Genomic DNA, 14702 nt, shown 5'->3' with positions numbered 1-14702 from the left:
GGAGGTGGCACGGCAGGTCACCACCCCCGGCGGCCCCCGATCAGCGTCCCCCCGCCCACCCCCGCGACCGGCTCGCCGGACGCCCCCAGTCCCGGGCCGGCCCACGGTCGTCGCCCGCCGTCCGCGTCAGGTGCCGCAGGCGCAACAGCAGCCCGAGGCCGAGGGAGAGCAGCAGCCCACCCAGCAGGAAGGCGGCCTGCACCGCACCGAAGCCACCGGACCGCGCGACCGGGCGGCCCGCGCCAGCGGCCGGTGGCACCTCGGCGACGCCGTCCTCGGCGGGCACCTCCTCGCCGGTCTCATCCACCGCCGACTCGGTGGGCTCGGCCGACGGCTCGGACGCCTCCGCGGATCCGCCGGGCGACGCCTCGCCGTCCGGCCCCACCACCGTCCGGGTCGCGGTCTGCCGCGCCAGCAGGCGCAGGTTCGCGTCGTACGCCTCCGCCTCCAGCGTGACCCGCCCGCGGCTCACGTCCTCCGCGAACGCCAACCGGTACTTGGCCGTCACCGTCCGGTCCGGGCAGAGCGTCCCGGGATCGAGCTGCCGGTCGGTCAGCCGGGCGACGTCACCGTCGGTGCGCACCTCCAGCGGGAACGACCCGGTCTCCTCGATCCGGTCCATCTTCACCTGGTCGAGCCGCAGGCCCGACACCCGCAGCACCATCGACCAGCGGACCTTCACGCAGCCGCCCTGGTCACGCCGGACCACCGCGGAGACCGTCGCCACCGGGTCACCGGCCCGGAACTCGTCGGGCAGGCCACTCAACTCGGTGCTGTTGGCCGCCGACGCCGGCGCCGGCGCGGCCAGGCACACCCCGGTCAGGCAGGCCAGCACCACCCCGGCCCGCAACGCGTACCGCCACCGCGTCACCTTCTCCGCCCTCCCGTCGGTCGCCTCCACGACAGACGCTAGGAGCGCGCGGAGGCAGCCGGTAGACGGGCGTGTTCGCACGGACCGTCAAGCACGGGGGGTGGTTTCACCCTGCGTGGTGAACCGGTCACGCCCTCCCCGCGACACGCCGGTCGTCCGGCCTGCGGGAGAATCTGCCGGTGTCCGAACTCGCCACCGCCTTCGTCCGGCTGCACGCGCGCCTCGCGCCGGTCGCCTTCGTGCCCGAGGTGCGGCTGCACCAGGCCGACGACGCGGTCGGGCTGTGGGAGCTGACCGAGGGCGAGTTCCACAGCGCCCAGCCGCCCCCGTTCTGGGCCTTCGCCTGGGCCGGCGGGCAGGCGCTCGCCCGCTACGTCACCGACCACCCGGAGCTGGTGACCGGGCGGCGGGTGCTCGACCTCGCCTCCGGGTCGGGCCTGGTCGCCATCGCCGCGGCCCGCGCCGGCGCGGCCGCGGTCCGCGCCGTCGAGGTCGACCCGCTCGCCGTCGCGGCCGTCGCGCTCAACGCCGAGGCCAACGGGGTACGCCTCGACGCCGAGCTGGGCGACATCCTCGACGGCGACGCGGGCGGCGCCGAGGTCGTGCTCGCCGGGGACGTCTTCTACAGCGAGGTGATGGCGAAGCGGGTGCTCCGCTTCCTGTTGAAGGCCGCCCGGGCCGGCGCGACGGTGCTGGTCGGCGACCCGGGCCGGGCGTTCCTGCCCCGCGACCGCTTCGACGAGGTCGCCACGTACGACGTGCCGGTCCCCGAGACGCTGGAGAGCGTCCGCGTGAAGCGCACCACGGTGTGGCGGCTGCGGCCCGGGCTGCCGGGGGCGGCCCGTTAGCGTGTCCGGCGTGCTGTTCCGGAGCTGGGCGGAGCCGGCCGACGCCGCCTGGCCGGACGTGGCCCGCGTCGCCGACCACGTGGGCGTCGAGCACCTGGTGGTGACCCGGCACGCGCTGGTCCGGCAGGTGTTGACCGATCCGTCCACGTACCGCCCGGACAACGCGCTCGACGCCGTCACCCCGGTCCCGGTGGCCGCCCTGCGAGTCCTCGCCGGGCACCGCTTCCGCCTGCCCCCCACCCTCGCCAACAACGGCGGCGCGAGCCACCCGGCGATCCGGGCGATCGTCGCCGACGCCCTGCACCCGGCGAAGGTGGCCGCCCAGCGGCCCTGGCTCACCGGCCTGGTCGGGCAGCGGGTGGCCGCCATCCGGGCCGCTCTTGACGCCGGCACGCCGGCCGACCTCTACGCCGACCTGGCCGCCGACCTGCCGCTGCTGGTGCTGGCCCGCCTGGTCGAGCTGCCGGACGCCCCGGTGGGCGCGGTGAAGGAGTTCGCGCGGGCCGCGCTCGAACTCTTCTGGGCCCCGTTGGACGCCGACCGCCAGCTCGCCCTGGCCGAGGAGGTCGGGCGGTTCCACCGGGTGCTGCGGGAGTTCGCGGCCACCGGCGGCGGGCTCGCCGGGGCGCTGCGCGCCGCCGGGCACCCGCCCGACGTGGTGGTCGGGGCGCTGTTCTTCCTGCTGGTCGCCGGTCAGGAGACCACCTCGCAGTTCCTCACGCTGCTGCTGCACCGGCTGGCCGGCGAGCCGACCGTCCGCGCCGGCCTGCGCGCCGGCACGGTGGCGGTCGCCGACGTGGTCGAGGAGGGGCTGCGGCTGGAGCCGCCGATCGTGACCTGGCGCCGGGTGGCCGCCGTGGACACCACGCTGGGCGGGACGGCGGTGCCGGCGGGCACCAGCGTCGTCCTGTGGCTGGCCCGCGCCGGCCGTGACCCGGCCACGGTGGAGGCGCCCGACGAGTTCCGGCCCGGGCAGAGGGGCTCACGCCGGCACCTCGCCTTCGGGGCGGGCGCCCACCGCTGCGTCGGCGACCAGTTGGCCCGGATGGAGGCGGCGGTGGTCGTCGAGCAGGTGACGCCGCTGCTCGACGGCGTGACGGTGGTCCGCCCGCCCTGGTGCCCGGACAACCTCACGTTCCGGATGCCCGACGCGTTCGTCATCCGCCGCGCCTGACCGCTGACTGCACCGGCGCCCGACCTGGGCGCGCGCCGACGATGGTCAGGAGTTCAGCTGATCTCCTCGGCCCAGGCGCGCCAGTCGTCGAGGACCCCGTACAGGGAGGGGGTGAGCCAACCCGGCGCGGACCGCCGGAACACACCCGGGTCCATCCCGCCGGCCCCCGCCGGAAGCGCACCGAGCAGGTGCGGCACGAGGTCGGTGAGGTTGGCCCAGTGGACCAGCTCCGGCTCGGCCGGCCAGGCGCCGATCACCACGCCCGCCGGCACGGCCCGCCGCTCCAGCGCCTCCAGGGTGAGCGCGGTGTGGTTCAGCGTGCCGAGGCCGGCCCGCGCCACCACCACCGCCGGGCAGCCGAGCGAGACCGCCAGGTCGGCGACCGTCCACGGCTCGCCCGAGGGCCGCAACCCCATCGGCACGAGCAGCCCGCCGGCCCCCTCCACCAGCACCAGGTCGTGCTTGTCCGTCTCCTCGCGGACGGCGTCGACCGCCGCGTACAGCTCCAGGGGCGGCAGCTCGGCGATCCGGGCCGCCGCCAGCGGGGCGAGCGGCTCCGGGAAGCTCGCCAGCGTCCGGCCGGTGAGCGGCGCGGCGAGGCGGGTGACCGTGTCAACGTCACCCGGTTCGCCGGTGGCCGTACCCGTCTGGCCCGGCTTGACCACCGCGACGCGCAACCCGGCGGCCTGCGCGGCGGCGGTGATCGCCGCGGTCACCACGGTCTTGCCGACCTCGGTGTCGGTGCCCGTCACCAGCACGACGCCGCGCCACGGTGCTCCCGTCCCGGCCGCACCACTCACCGTGCCACCTCTGCTCGCGACTGCGGGGCTCGCAACCTCGCGCTCACGGGGCACACTCCACGATGACCTCCAGGGCGCGCTCGAAGTCCGCCCGGGGCACGCCGGCGCTGAGGGTCAGGCGGAGCCGGGACCGGCTGTCCGGGGTGGAGGGCGGCCGGAAGCAACCGACGGCCACGCCCCGGTCCCGGCAGTCGGCCGCCCACGTGGTGGCCGTCTCGGGGCCGGGCGCGGTGATCGACACGACGGCGGCGTCCGGGGTCGACACGGTCAGCCCGGCGGCGCGCAGCCGGCGGACCGCGAGACCGGCCCGCTCGGCCAGCTCCGCCCGCAGGTCGTCACCGGCGCGGGCGAGCCCGACGGCCGCCCGTACGCCGGCCGCCACCGCCGGGGGCAGCGCCGTGTCGAAGATGAACGTCCGGCCCGTCTCCACCAGGTGGCGGACGAACTCCGCCGGGCCGGCGACCACCCCGCCGGCGCCGCCGAGGGCCTTGGACAGGGTTGCCGTGACGATCACGTCCGGCTCACCGGCCAGCCCCGCGGCGGCCACTCCCCCGGCGCCGCCCGGGCCGGTCACGCCGAGCGCGTGGGCGTCGTCGACGAGCAGCAGCGCGCCGTGCCCACGGGTGACCGCGTGCAGCTCGGCCAGCGGGGCGAGGTCCCCGTCGACGGAGAACACCGACTCGGTGACCACCACCGCCGGCCGGCCGGGCGCGGCGGCGAGCGCGGCGCGTACGGCGGCGACGTCGGCGTGCGGGGTCACCACCGTCTCCGCGCCGGAGATCCGGCAGCCGTCGATCAGGGAGGCGTGGTTGTGCGCGTCGGAGACGAGCAGCGTACGCGGTTGCACGAGCGCCCGGACCGCGCCGAGGTTGGCCAGGTAGCCCGAGGAGAAGACCAGGGCCCGGTCGGTGCCGAGCCAGTCGGCCAGGTCGTCCTCGAGGGCGTGGTGGGCGTCGGTGGAGCCGCGCACCAGCCGCGACCCGGTCGCTCCCAGCCCGTACGCCCGCACCGCCGCCACCGCCGCGGCCGTGACGTCGGGGTGCGTCGACAGGCCGAGGTAGTCGTTGCCGGCGAGATCGACCACGGCGTCGCCGGCGGAGCGCGGGCGAAGCGTGCGCGTCAGCCCCGCCTTGGCCCGCAGCTCGGCACGACGGTCCAGCGCCGCCAGCCAGTCCGCCACCGCCACTCCAATCCCGCGGCACCCGCCCGTCGGGCGCCTCGCGCCGGGGCGAAGGTACCACCTGGCCACGGCGGCCCCGGCGTGGCGCGGGCCGACGCGGCGTGGCTCTCAACTCCCGCTCGTGCGGCACTCGGGACAGCCACGCGGCCGTTTCCCGCCGCCGGAGCGGCCTTGTAGGGTACGGGCCATGCCAGAGATCCTCGACCAGGCCCGTTCCCAGGTGCTGGAGAACGGCGTCGGCCTCGACGAGGCCGGCGTCCTCGCCGTGCTGAACCTGCCCGACGAGCACCTGCCCGCCGCCCTCCAGCTCGCGCACGACGTGCGGATGCGCTGGTGCGGCCCGGAGGTCGAGGTCGAGGGCATCGTCTCGCTGAAGACCGGCGGTTGCCCGGAGGACTGCCACTTCTGCTCGCAGTCGGGCCTGTTCACCTCGCCGGTGCGCTCCGTGTGGCTGGACATCCCCTCGCTGGTGGAGGCGGCGAAGCAGACCGCGAAGACCGGCGCGACGGAGTTCTGCATCGTGGCGGCCGTCCGGGGTCCGGACGCGCGGCTGATGAAGCAGATGCGCGAGGGTGTCGCCGCGATCAAGGCGGAGGTCGACATCCAGGTCGCCGCCTCGCTCGGCATGCTCACCCAGGAGCAGGTCGACGAGCTGGTCGACATGGGCGTGCACCGCTACAACCACAACCTGGAGACCTGCAAGTCGTACTTCCCGAACGTCGTCACCACGCACTCCTGGGAGGAGCGCTGGGAGACGCTGCGGATGGTCCGCGAGTCCGGCATGGAGGTCTGCTGCGGCGGCATCCTCGGCCTGGGTGAGACGGTCGAGCAGCGGGCCGAGTTCGCCGCCCAGCTCGCCGAGCTGGACCCGCACGAGGTCCCGCTGAACTTCCTCAACCCCCGTCCCGGCACCCCGCTCGGCGACCGTCCGGTGGTCGAGGGCAAGGACGCGCTGCGCGCCATCGCCGCCTTCCGGCTCGCCATGCCGCGCACGATCCTCCGGTACGCGGGCGGCCGCGAGATCACCCTGGGCGACCTGGGCACCCGCGACGGGCTGCTCGGCGGCATCAACGCGGTGATCGTCGGCAACTACCTGACGACGCTGGGTCGGCCGGCCACCGACGACCTGAAGCTGCTCGACGACCTGAAGATGCCGGTCAAGGCCCTCTCCGCGACCCTGTGAGCATCCGGTGACGAGGAGCGACGCGACGGTGGCGACGAGCGACGTGGCAACCGCGGGCGCCGGTGCCGCGTGGTGCGACCGCTGCGGCGAGCCGGCCGGCGTCGGCGAGCACGTGGCCTGCCGGGCGGCCCGCGAGCTGGAGCCGCCCCGGTACTGCGCGCACTGCCGCCGCCGGATGAAGGTGCAGGTGCTGCCGGTCGGCTGGTCGGCGGTCTGCGTCGCGCACGGCGAGATCCGGGGCTGAGGCGATGCTGCGGGGCCGGGCGGTGACCCTGCGGCCGGCCACGGCCGCGGACGCGCCCGCCCTCGCGGCGATCCGCGCCCAGCCCGAGGTGCGCCGCTGGTGGCGGGGCGGCGACGACCTCACCGCCGCGGTGACCGCCGACCTCGCCGACGGCGACCTGACCGTGTACGCGATAGAGCACGACGGCCGGGTCGTCGGCGCGATCCAGTGGTACGCCGAGGACGAACCCGACTACCGCCACGCCAGCATGGACATCTTCCTCGACCCGGCGGTACGCGGCGCCGGGCTGGCCGGGGACGCCATCCGTACCCTGGTCCGGCACCTGGTCGACGAGCACGGCCACCACCGCTTCACGATCGACCCGGCGGCGGCCAACTCGGCGGCGATCCGCGCGTACGCGAAGGTGGGTTTCCGCCCGGTCGGCATCCTGCGCCGGTACGAGCGCGGCGAGGACGGCCGCTGGCACGACGGCCTCCTGATGGACCTACTCGCCGACGACCTGGCCGACTGACCCCGGGGACCATCGGTCAGCCGTCCCACACGACGTCACCGCCGTCGAACCGGCGGGCGCCGCTCGCCGGCCGGTGCGGGGTGAGCCGGCCGTCCGGCACCAGGTGGGTCACCGGCCGAGCGTGGCCGAGTGCCACCACGTCGGCGATCAGGCGCCGGTGGCCGCGCCGCGAAGCTCGTGTTGGCGGCGTAGCGCAGCGCGCCCCACGAGTCGAGCACGGCCATGCCGCCCGGCGAGTACGGCACCCGCTGGCCGTTGACGCCGACGGTCCAGTAGTCGAGCCACCGCTTGGCGTCCTCGACGTACTTCTGCTTCCCGGTCAGCCGGGCCAGCAGCACGTACGCCCCGAACTGCTTGTTGTCCCAGGCGATCGTCCACTTGTAGGACCGGGTGGTGGTCTGGTTCTCGGTGCCGAGGCGGTCGTACTCGCTCTCCGCCTTGGACCGTGTCGGCGAACGTGGCGAGCGCTCCCATGGATGTTCGACAATGTAATCTCCGTGTCGCCGACTTGTGAAGAGCACCCACGGTGGCGGCTGCCGGACCGACGCAGCGCCGGAGGCGCTGATCTCGTTACATCGACACGCCTGCACAGCGTGACGAATCTTCGCACCACGGCAAATCGAACCAGCAGGTCAGCAGATGTCTAGCCGAACGTCGGATGTCGCCCACAGTGACCGTTTAGCGATCATGCCTTGACTTCTCGACCCCTTCCGGAGGAATCCTCATGCCACAGCGTCGGCGCGTGGTGCGCGCGGCCGTTATCGCCGCCGCCACCGCCTCTCTTGCCCTTGCCGCACCGGCCTGGGCCGCACCCGGCGGCAACAACCCGCCCGGCGACAACGGCACCGTGAAGATCGACGGCAAGGAGTTCGAGGACCACGTCGACAACCAGCCGCACGTCACCTGCGAGTTCGAGCTGGAGTTCTTCAACTTCGACACCGACCAGGCCGCGGACATCACCCTGACCGCACAGCCTCCGTCCGGCACGGACAAGGTGGTCTGGTCGATCAAGAACAAGATCATCAGCACCGACCCGGCATCCGGCGCGGAGAACGACCACGACGAGGTCATCAAGCTGTCGGCCGCCGACCTGGACCTGGCCGGCCTGAAGCAGCACGAGAAGCACGGCTACCACCTGAAGCTGGACGTCGACCTGGTCGAGGGCCAGTCCTCCGACGCCAAACACAAGGTCTTCTGGCTGGAGCCCTGCCGGACGTCGCCGACCCCAACGACGCCCGCGCCCACGACGCCCGTTCCCACGACCCCGGGCGGTAACGGTGGCGGCGGCGAGGACGACCCGAGCCTGCCGATCACCGGTGTCGCCGGCACCGGCATCGCGCTGACCGGCCTCGCCCTGATCGGCGGCGGCGTGGCGCTCACCGTGCTGCGGCGGCGCCGCGACAACGTGACGTTCACCAGCTGACCAGAGGCACCACCCGACCGGCCGCCGGACTTCCGGCGGCCGGTCGTCGTTTCCTCGAGCCCCCGTCGAGGTACCGAGGGGAAGATCACCCCGGAGGTTTGATCCGCCGGAGGAGCACGACCGTACTGACCGGTAACCCGGTCAAGGGCGCCCGGAGATTCATCACATCATCGACCAACATGGATGGGATGTCGGCGTACGCCCAGGTCAGGCCGGTTGACGGCGGCGTCTAACGCGCCGGAAGACCGGCCGGGCGCGGACGTCGCGTCCTGACATACGAACGTACTGTTGCCGCCCCCGTTTTCGGCGGGCGACAGTACGCGACACCAGCGGTGCCATGGACGCCGCCGCTCCCCGGACGACCCTGAGGAGATCGCGATGGCTCTACGACTCGCCGACGGAACCGCCTGGTCCGACGTCCTGGCCCGCGCGGCCGCCGCCGCCCCCGAGGCCTTCGGGCCGGCGGTCGACGGCGTCACGACCCTGCACAACCTGATCGAGGGCGACTGGCAGGCGGTGGGCTCGCCCGCCGCCGTACGCACCCCGGTCGACAACACCGTCCTGGTCAACCTGCCGCGCCTGGACGCGGCGACCGCCCGCGGCGCGGTCGCGCACGCCGCCACCGCCCACCGGGTCTGGGCCGAGACCCCCCTCGCCGACCGGAAGGCCCGGGTCACCGACGCCCTGGACGCCCTCACCGAGCACCGCGACCTGCTCGCCCTCCTGCTGGTCTGGGAGATCGGGAAGCCGTGGCGGCTGGCCTGCGCCGACGTCGACCGGGCGCTCGACGGCGTCCGGTGGTACGTCGGGGAGATCGACCGGATGCTCGCCGACGGCCGGGAGCCGCTGCCGGGGCCGGTCAGCAACATCGCGTCGTGGAACTACCCGATGAGCGTCCTCGTCCACGCCGAGCTGGTGCAGGTGCTCGCCGGCAACGCGGTGATCGCCAAGACGCCCTCGCAGGGCGGCGCGGTCTGCCTCACCGTCGCGCACGCGCTGATGCGCCGTGCCGGGCTGCCCGCCACGCTGCTGTCGGGCAGCGGTGAGGAGCTGTCCGAGGTGCTGGTCCGCGCTCCCGAGATCGGCGCGGTCGCGTTCGTCGGCGGACGTTCCAACGGCGGGAAGGTGGCCGCGGCGCTGCTCGACACCGACAAGCGGCACTTCATCGAGCAGGAGGGCCTCAACGCCTGGGGCATCTGGAACTTCTCCCAGTGGAACCTGCTCGCCGGGCACCTGAAGAAGGGCTTCGAGTACGGCAAGCAGCGCTGCACCGCGTACCCCCGCTTCGTCGTCCAGCGGGAGCTGGTCGACCAGTTCCTCGACATGTACCTGCCGGTGGTGCGGTCGGTCCGCTTCGGCCACCCGCTCGCCGTGGGCGACGACTGGTCGGCCGGCGACCCGCTTCCCGAGCTGGACTTCGGCCCGCTGATCAGCGCCGCCAAGGCCGACGAGCTGCGCCGCAAGGTCGACGAGGCGGTCCGCGGCGGCGCCGTCCCGCTGTACCGGGGCCGGCTCGACGGGGCGCCGTTCCTCGACGGGCAGGACACCTCGGCGTACGTGGCGCCGTCGGTGCTGCTCGCCCCGCCCGGACGGTCGCGGCTGATGCACGCCGAGCCGTTCGGCCCGGTCGACACGATCGTCGTCGTCGACACCACCGACGAGTTGCTCGCCGCGATGAACGCCTCCAACGGCGCACTGGTCGCGTCGCTCGCCTGCGACGACGAGGACGAGGCGGCCAAGCTCGCGGTCGACCTCCAGGCGTTCAAGGTCGGCATCAACAAGCCGCGCTCGCGGGGCGACCGGGAGGAGCCGTTCGGCGGCCGGGGCGCCTCGTGGAAGGGCGCCTTCGTCGGCGGCGACCTGCTGGTGCAGGCGGTCACGGTCGGCGGCGACGGCCGCCTCTACGGCAACTTCCCCGACTACAGCAGCTACCCCGCCACCTGAGACGGCCCTCGGGACAGCGGTGGGCGGGGCTCCCGCACCGGGAGCCCCGCCGTTTCACCGTCTCCCGCACCGGGAGTCGGCCGCCGTGCCGGCCATCGGGGACCGGCGTGACCGGGCCGCCTACCCGCGGCCCGGCGGCCTGGTTCGTGACTCGACGTCCCGGCACGGCCGGGCGGTGACGTCGAGACACCGCCAGGGGCCCCAGGGCCCCGTGTCCTAGACGCGGGCCCGGCCCACCGCCGTCGTCGTCAGCGGCACCGTCAGCGTGACCAGCGACCCGTCCCGGTCCACCGGGGCCGGCCGGCCCAGACGGCGGACCGTCCGCAGCATCGGCGTGTTCTCCGCCTGCGTGTGCAGGACCAGGGCCGCGTACCCGGCCCGTTCCGCGTGGCGGACGAGCCGGCCCAGCAACGCCGAGCCGAGGCCCCGGCGCTGCCAGTCGTCACGCACCAGCAGCGCCACCTCGGCCATCTCCCCCTCGGCCAGGAGGTTGGCCATCGCCACCACCGACTCCCCCGCTCCGCCGCAGCCGGCGGGCGTGGCGAGGAGGGTGACGCCCCGCGCCGGTTCGAGCAACCGGCGCATCCGGGCCGGCGCGGGCAGGGCCGCGCCGCCCAGGTAACGGCGGTGCCGGCTGCGTGGCGAGCACCGCTCGTGCAGCTCGACGACGCCCGGCAGGTCGTCGCCGGTCGCCGGGCGTACGCCGAGCTCCGAGCCGTCGGGCAGGACCAGGGTGACCTGCTCGGCGGACCGGCGCGCGGCGGTCGCCGCCAGCTCGACCAGGGCCTGCGCCCGCGCGTACTCGGCCGGGGTGAACCCGGGGGCCGCGCGCCGCAGGTCGTACGACCCGCCGCCCGGGTCGGCCAGCAGCATGGTGGTCGGGGTGATCCCCGGTCGGGGCCCGGCCGGCGACGGCCGCCAGGTGACCGAGTCGGCGCCGAGCAGTGTCCGCAGCGCCTCCCCGGTCGTGTCCGGGTCCCGCACCAGTCGGGTGGCCAGCCCGAGCACCCGGGTCGGCTGGTCGGCCAGCCCCCGCGCCTCGCTGCGCGCCACCCAGCATTCGCGGCCCCGCCCCCGCTCCACGGCGGCGACGAGGTCGGCCTCGTCGAGGGAGTCGGGGGCGTCGACGAGGAAGTCGTCGACCGCGCCCCGCTCCGTGGTGTGCACCTGCACCGTGAGGATGTTGACCCCACGCAAGGCCAGGCTCGCCGTGAGGACCGACAGGTAGCCCGGTCGGTCGTCCACGGTGGCCCGGATTCGCCACAGCGTCATGGTTCGCTCCCTTCCCCGGTACGACCCTCGCCGTTGGCTGTTGCCGGCCGGTTGCCCTGGGGTGACGGCTCGCGATCCGGCGGTGCGGTGTGCGCCACAGTCGCCGTCAGCCGGCCGTGGGCGGTGCGCCGACCAGGTCGAGCCGGTCGCCGAGGATCACGGCGCTGGCGCGGACCAGCTGCGCGAGCCGGTCCACCTCGGTGGAGTGGAACGCGGCGGCGGCCAGCGGCTCGTTGTCCTCCCGTGCCACGACCAGCACCAGCCCGGCCCGCCCGAAGGGCGCGACGGCGAAGTGGGCGCCGCCGGGCGCGCTCATCGCGCGGGCGCGCAGCGGTGTCACGTCGGGCAGCCGCGGGGGTACGGGAGCCCGCCAGCTGGCGTGCCCGACGGTCGCCTCGCTGCCGGCGCCGGCCCGGGAGGCCCAGTCGACCGGCACCACCGCGGCGACCGCCCAGTCGGCGGCGAGCAGTCCCGGCACGGCGTCGACCAGGGTCGCCAGCCCGTCGCCGGGGTTCCCCGCGACCTGCGCCAGCAGTTCCGCGTCCTGCCCGGTGGTGGTGGGCGCGCCGATCGCGCGCCACACGCCGTCCACGCGGACCCCGGGGATCGCCGCGAGGCCGGCCATCAGCCGCTCCACCCGGGCCGCCCCCGGCCAGACCACGGTGAAGTCGTCCACCGCCCGGCCGCCGAGCCGCTCCAGGACCACGACCTGCACGATGTCGGCGCCGGAGACGCCCATCGTGCGCGCGACCTGGCCGAGGGTGCCCGGACGGTCCGGCAGGGTGACCCGAACTCGCAGCAGCATGTGAACCTCCGCTCGGCGGGCCGGCGCGGTCCGCCGGCAGGCACGCCCCAGCCTGACCCGCGACCGTTTCGCCCCCGTTGCAGCGGCATGTCCCGAGGGCAAAAACCCACCTTGACAACACGGCTGAGAGGCCATCAACTGATCGGATGACCGAGCCGGCTGTCGACGCACCCGCCCCACACGCCCCTCCCCGGGGCGTTGACCTGGACCGGCTCTCCGCGTATTTGGCGACACACCGGCCGGAACTGGCCGGTGGGGACCTGTCGGCCCGGCTGATCGCCGGCGGCAAGTCCAACCTGACGTACCTGCTGCGCGCCGGCGGGCGCGAGGTGGTGCTGCGCCGCCCGCCGCTCGGGCACGTGCTGGCCACCGCGCACGACATGACCCGGGAGTTCCGGGTGATCTCGGCGCTCGCCCCCACCGACGTGCCGGTGCCGGCGGCGCTGCTGCTCTGCGAGGATCCGGACGTCATCGGGGCGCCGTTCTACCTGATGGAGCGCGTCCACGGCGAGGTGTTCCGCACCCGCGCCCAGACCGACCCGCTCACCGCCGACCAGCGGCGCGGGCTGGCGATGGCGATGATGGACACCCTCGCCGCCCTGCACACCGTCGACCCGGCGGCCGTCGGGCTGGCCGACTTCGGGCGCCCGGAGGGCTACCTGGCCCGGCAGGTCCGCCGCTGGTCCGGGCAGCTCGACCGGTCGCGCAGCCGGCCGCTGCCCGGCATCGACGAGCTGCGCGACCGGCTCGCCGCGACCGCCCCCGAGGGGGCCAACACCGGGCGGATCGTGCACGGCGACTACCGGCTGGACAATCTGCTCGCCACCGTGGACCCGGTCGCGGTCCGCGCGGTCCTCGACTGGGAGATGGCCACCCTCGGCGACCCCCTGGCCGACCTGGGCCTGCTGCTGACGTACTGGGACGTGCTCGGTGACAGCGACGCCGCCGAGAGCAACCCGGTCGCCGACGGGCTGGGCCCCCGGGCCGGGTTCCCCACCGGCACGGAGCTGATCGACCGGTACGCCGGCCGCAGCGACGTCGACGTCGGCCCGCTGCACTGGCACGTGGCGCTCGGGTGCTTCAAGCTCGCGGTGATCTGCGAGGGCATCCACTACCGGCACACGCGGGGCCAGACACTCGGCGAGGGCTTCGACCGGATCGGCGACCTGGTGGCCCCGCTGGTGGCGCACGGGCTCACCGCGGTGGAGAAGAAGTGATGGACTTCGCGTACGACGAGCGCACCGAGCAGCTGCGGGCCGAGCTGACCGACTTCCTGGAGCGGCACGTCCACCCGGCCGAGGCGGTGCACGCCGAGCAGGTCGCGGCGGCCGGCGACCCGTGGGCGCGCCCGCCGGTGCTGGCCGAGCTGAAGGCCGAGGCCCGCAAGCGGGGCCTGTGGAACCTGTTCCTCCCCGACGCCCGCTACGGCGCCGGGCTGACCAACCTCCAGTACGCTCCGCTCGCCGAGCTGACCGGCCGCAGCCCGCACCTGGCTCCCGAGGCGCTGAACTGCGCGGCCCCGGACACCGGCAACATGGAGCTGCTCGCCGAGTTCGGCAGCGAGGCGCAGCGGGAGCGGTGGCTGCGCCCGCTGCTAGAGGGCGAGATCCGCTCGGCCTTCTGCATGACCGAACCGGACGTCGCCTCCTCCGACGCGACGAACATCGCCACCCGGATCACCCGCGACGGCGACCACTACGTCGTCAACGGCCGCAAGTGGTGGTCGTCGGGGGCGATGGATCCGAGGTGCGAGATCCTCATCGTGATGGGCAAGACCGACCCGTCGGCCGACCGGCACCGGCAGCAGAGCATGATCCTCGTTCCGCGGGACACGCCCGGTGTGACGGTCCGGCGGGGCATGCACGTCTTCGGGTACACCGACGGGCCGCACGGCGGGCACGCCGAGATCGACTTCACCGACGTCCGGGTGCCGGCGGAGAACCTGGTCGGCGCCGAGGGCGCCGGCTTCGCCATCGCGCAGGCTCGCCTCGGGCCCGGCCGGATCCACCACTGCATGCGGCTAGTCGGCATGGCCGAGCGCGCGCTGGAGCTGCTCTGCCGCCGTGCCCTGGACCGGGTCGCGTTCGGCCGCCCGCTCGCCGAGCAGGGTGTGGTGCGGGAGTGGATCGCCGAGTCCCGGGTCCGGATCGAGCAGGCCCGGCTGCTGGTGCTCAAGACCGCCTGGCTGATGGACACCGTCGGCAACAGGGGCGCGCACACCGAGATCCAGGCCATCAAGATCGCCACGCCGGCGATGGCGGAGTGGGTGATCGACAAGGCCATCCAGGGGTACGGGGCCGCCGGTGTCAGCCAGGACACCCCACTGGCGGCCCTGTGGGCCCAGGCCCGGACGCTCCGCCTGGCCGACGGCCCCGACGAGGTCCACCGGTCCTCGCTGGCGAAGCGCGAACTCCGCCGCTGGCGCACCCCCGCCTGACCCCCCACCC

The 14702-nt window shown here is 74.8% G+C and carries 14 protein-coding genes and 1 pseudogene; 9 read left to right on the top strand and 6 right to left on the bottom strand.

Going from position 1 to position 14702, the window contains the following annotated elements; translation table 11 throughout:
• Positions 1–40: 40 nt before the first annotated feature.
• Complete coding sequence (locus tag HCJ94_RS15355) at positions 41–901, bottom strand: hypothetical protein (RefSeq protein WP_309227291.1); 861 nt, start codon at positions 899–901, stop codon at positions 41–43.
• A 149-nt stretch (positions 902–1050) separates the two neighbouring features.
• Here HCJ94_RS15355 and HCJ94_RS15350 point away from each other — a divergent pair, with 149 nt between their 5' ends.
• Both HCJ94_RS15350 and HCJ94_RS15345 read left to right on the top strand, forming a co-directional pair.
• Positions 1051–1719 (top strand): class I SAM-dependent methyltransferase, encoded by a 669-nt coding sequence (locus tag HCJ94_RS15350; RefSeq protein WP_168001703.1) that lies wholly within the window; start codon positions 1051–1053, stop codon positions 1717–1719.
• Position 1720: 1 nt separating this feature from the next.
• Positions 1721–2893 carry a cytochrome P450 gene (locus tag HCJ94_RS15345; protein ID WP_168001702.1) on the top strand — a complete coding sequence of 391 codons (1173 nt, stop codon included), beginning with the start codon at positions 1721–1723 and terminating at the stop codon, positions 2891–2893.
• Between the two features lie 53 nt (positions 2894–2946).
• Here the strand turns inward: HCJ94_RS15345 and bioD are convergent, their stop codons facing one another.
• Together bioD and HCJ94_RS15335 are read right to left on the bottom strand one after the other, a co-directional pair.
• Positions 2947–3651, bottom strand: a complete 705-nt coding sequence (bioD, locus tag HCJ94_RS15340; protein ID WP_168001786.1) for a dethiobiotin synthase — start codon at positions 3649–3651, stop codon at positions 2947–2949.
• A gap of 85 nt (positions 3652–3736) precedes the next feature.
• Positions 3737–4873, bottom strand: coding sequence for an 8-amino-7-oxononanoate synthase (locus HCJ94_RS15335; RefSeq protein ID WP_168001701.1), 1137 nt, complete (start codon positions 4871–4873; stop codon positions 3737–3739).
• A 187-nt stretch (positions 4874–5060) separates the two neighbouring features.
• On the opposite strand from HCJ94_RS15335, the gene bioB reads away from it, so the two are divergent.
• From bioB to HCJ94_RS15320, 3 genes are read left to right on the top strand one after another with little or no spacing between them, the layout of a single operon-like run.
• The gene (gene bioB / locus HCJ94_RS15330) at positions 5061–6056 is read left to right on the top strand and encodes a biotin synthase BioB (RefSeq protein WP_168001700.1); all 996 of its coding nucleotides are present in this window, start codon (positions 5061–5063) and stop codon (positions 6054–6056) included.
• 7 nt (positions 6057–6063) lie between these two features.
• Positions 6064–6300, top strand: coding sequence for a biotin synthase auxiliary protein BsaP (gene bsaP, locus HCJ94_RS15325; protein ID WP_309227290.1), 237 nt, complete (start codon positions 6064–6066; stop codon positions 6298–6300).
• 4 nt (positions 6301–6304) lie between these two features.
• Positions 6305–6811, top strand: coding sequence for a GNAT family N-acetyltransferase (locus HCJ94_RS15320; protein ID WP_168001698.1), 507 nt, complete (start codon positions 6305–6307; stop codon positions 6809–6811).
• Positions 6812–6975: 164 nt separating this feature from the next.
• On the opposite strand, the pseudogene HCJ94_RS15315 reads toward HCJ94_RS15320, so the two are convergent.
• Positions 6976–7254, bottom strand: a pseudogene (locus tag HCJ94_RS15315) (glycoside hydrolase family 9 protein); the annotation flags it as partial.
• 281 nt (positions 7255–7535) lie between these two features.
• Between HCJ94_RS15315 and HCJ94_RS29655 the strand changes: the two are divergent.
• Both HCJ94_RS29655 and HCJ94_RS15305 read left to right on the top strand, forming a co-directional pair.
• Positions 7536–8234 (top strand): LPXTG cell wall anchor domain-containing protein, encoded by a 699-nt coding sequence (locus HCJ94_RS29655; RefSeq protein ID WP_205801335.1) that lies wholly within the window; start codon positions 7536–7538, stop codon positions 8232–8234.
• 378 nt (positions 8235–8612) lie between these two features.
• Positions 8613–10178, top strand: coding sequence for an aldehyde dehydrogenase family protein (locus tag HCJ94_RS15305; protein WP_168001697.1), 1566 nt, complete (start codon positions 8613–8615; stop codon positions 10176–10178).
• Positions 10179–10394: 216 nt separating this feature from the next.
• On the opposite strand, the gene HCJ94_RS15300 is transcribed toward HCJ94_RS15305, so the two are convergent.
• Together HCJ94_RS15300 and HCJ94_RS15295 are read right to left on the bottom strand one after the other, a co-directional pair.
• A complete protein-coding gene (locus HCJ94_RS15300; protein ID WP_168001696.1) occupies positions 10395–11450 on the bottom strand; it encodes a GNAT family N-acetyltransferase in 1056 nt (351 codons plus the stop codon).
• Between the two features lie 106 nt (positions 11451–11556).
• Complete coding sequence (locus HCJ94_RS15295; protein ID WP_168001695.1) at positions 11557–12255, bottom strand: ACT domain-containing protein; 699 nt, start codon at positions 12253–12255, stop codon at positions 11557–11559.
• Between the two features lie 146 nt (positions 12256–12401).
• Between HCJ94_RS15295 and HCJ94_RS15290 the strand changes: the two genes are divergently transcribed.
• Positions 12402–13472: a phosphotransferase family protein gene (locus HCJ94_RS15290; RefSeq protein WP_168001694.1), complete on the top strand. Its 1071-nt coding sequence runs from the start codon at positions 12402–12404 to the stop codon at positions 13470–13472.
• Positions 13472–14692: an acyl-CoA dehydrogenase family protein gene (locus HCJ94_RS15285; RefSeq protein ID WP_168001693.1), complete on the top strand. Its 1221-nt coding sequence runs from the start codon at positions 13472–13474 to the stop codon at positions 14690–14692. The genes HCJ94_RS15290 and HCJ94_RS15285 overlap by 1 nt, the downstream gene beginning before the upstream one ends.
• Positions 14693–14702: the final 10 nt, after the last annotated feature.

Source organism: Micromonospora thermarum, from assembly GCF_012034245.1.
GTDB lineage: Bacteria > Actinomycetota > Actinomycetes > Mycobacteriales > Micromonosporaceae > Micromonospora > Micromonospora thermarum.
Note: the sequence above shows the minus strand (reverse complement) of the source record. Positions and strands in the feature narration are given on the sequence as shown.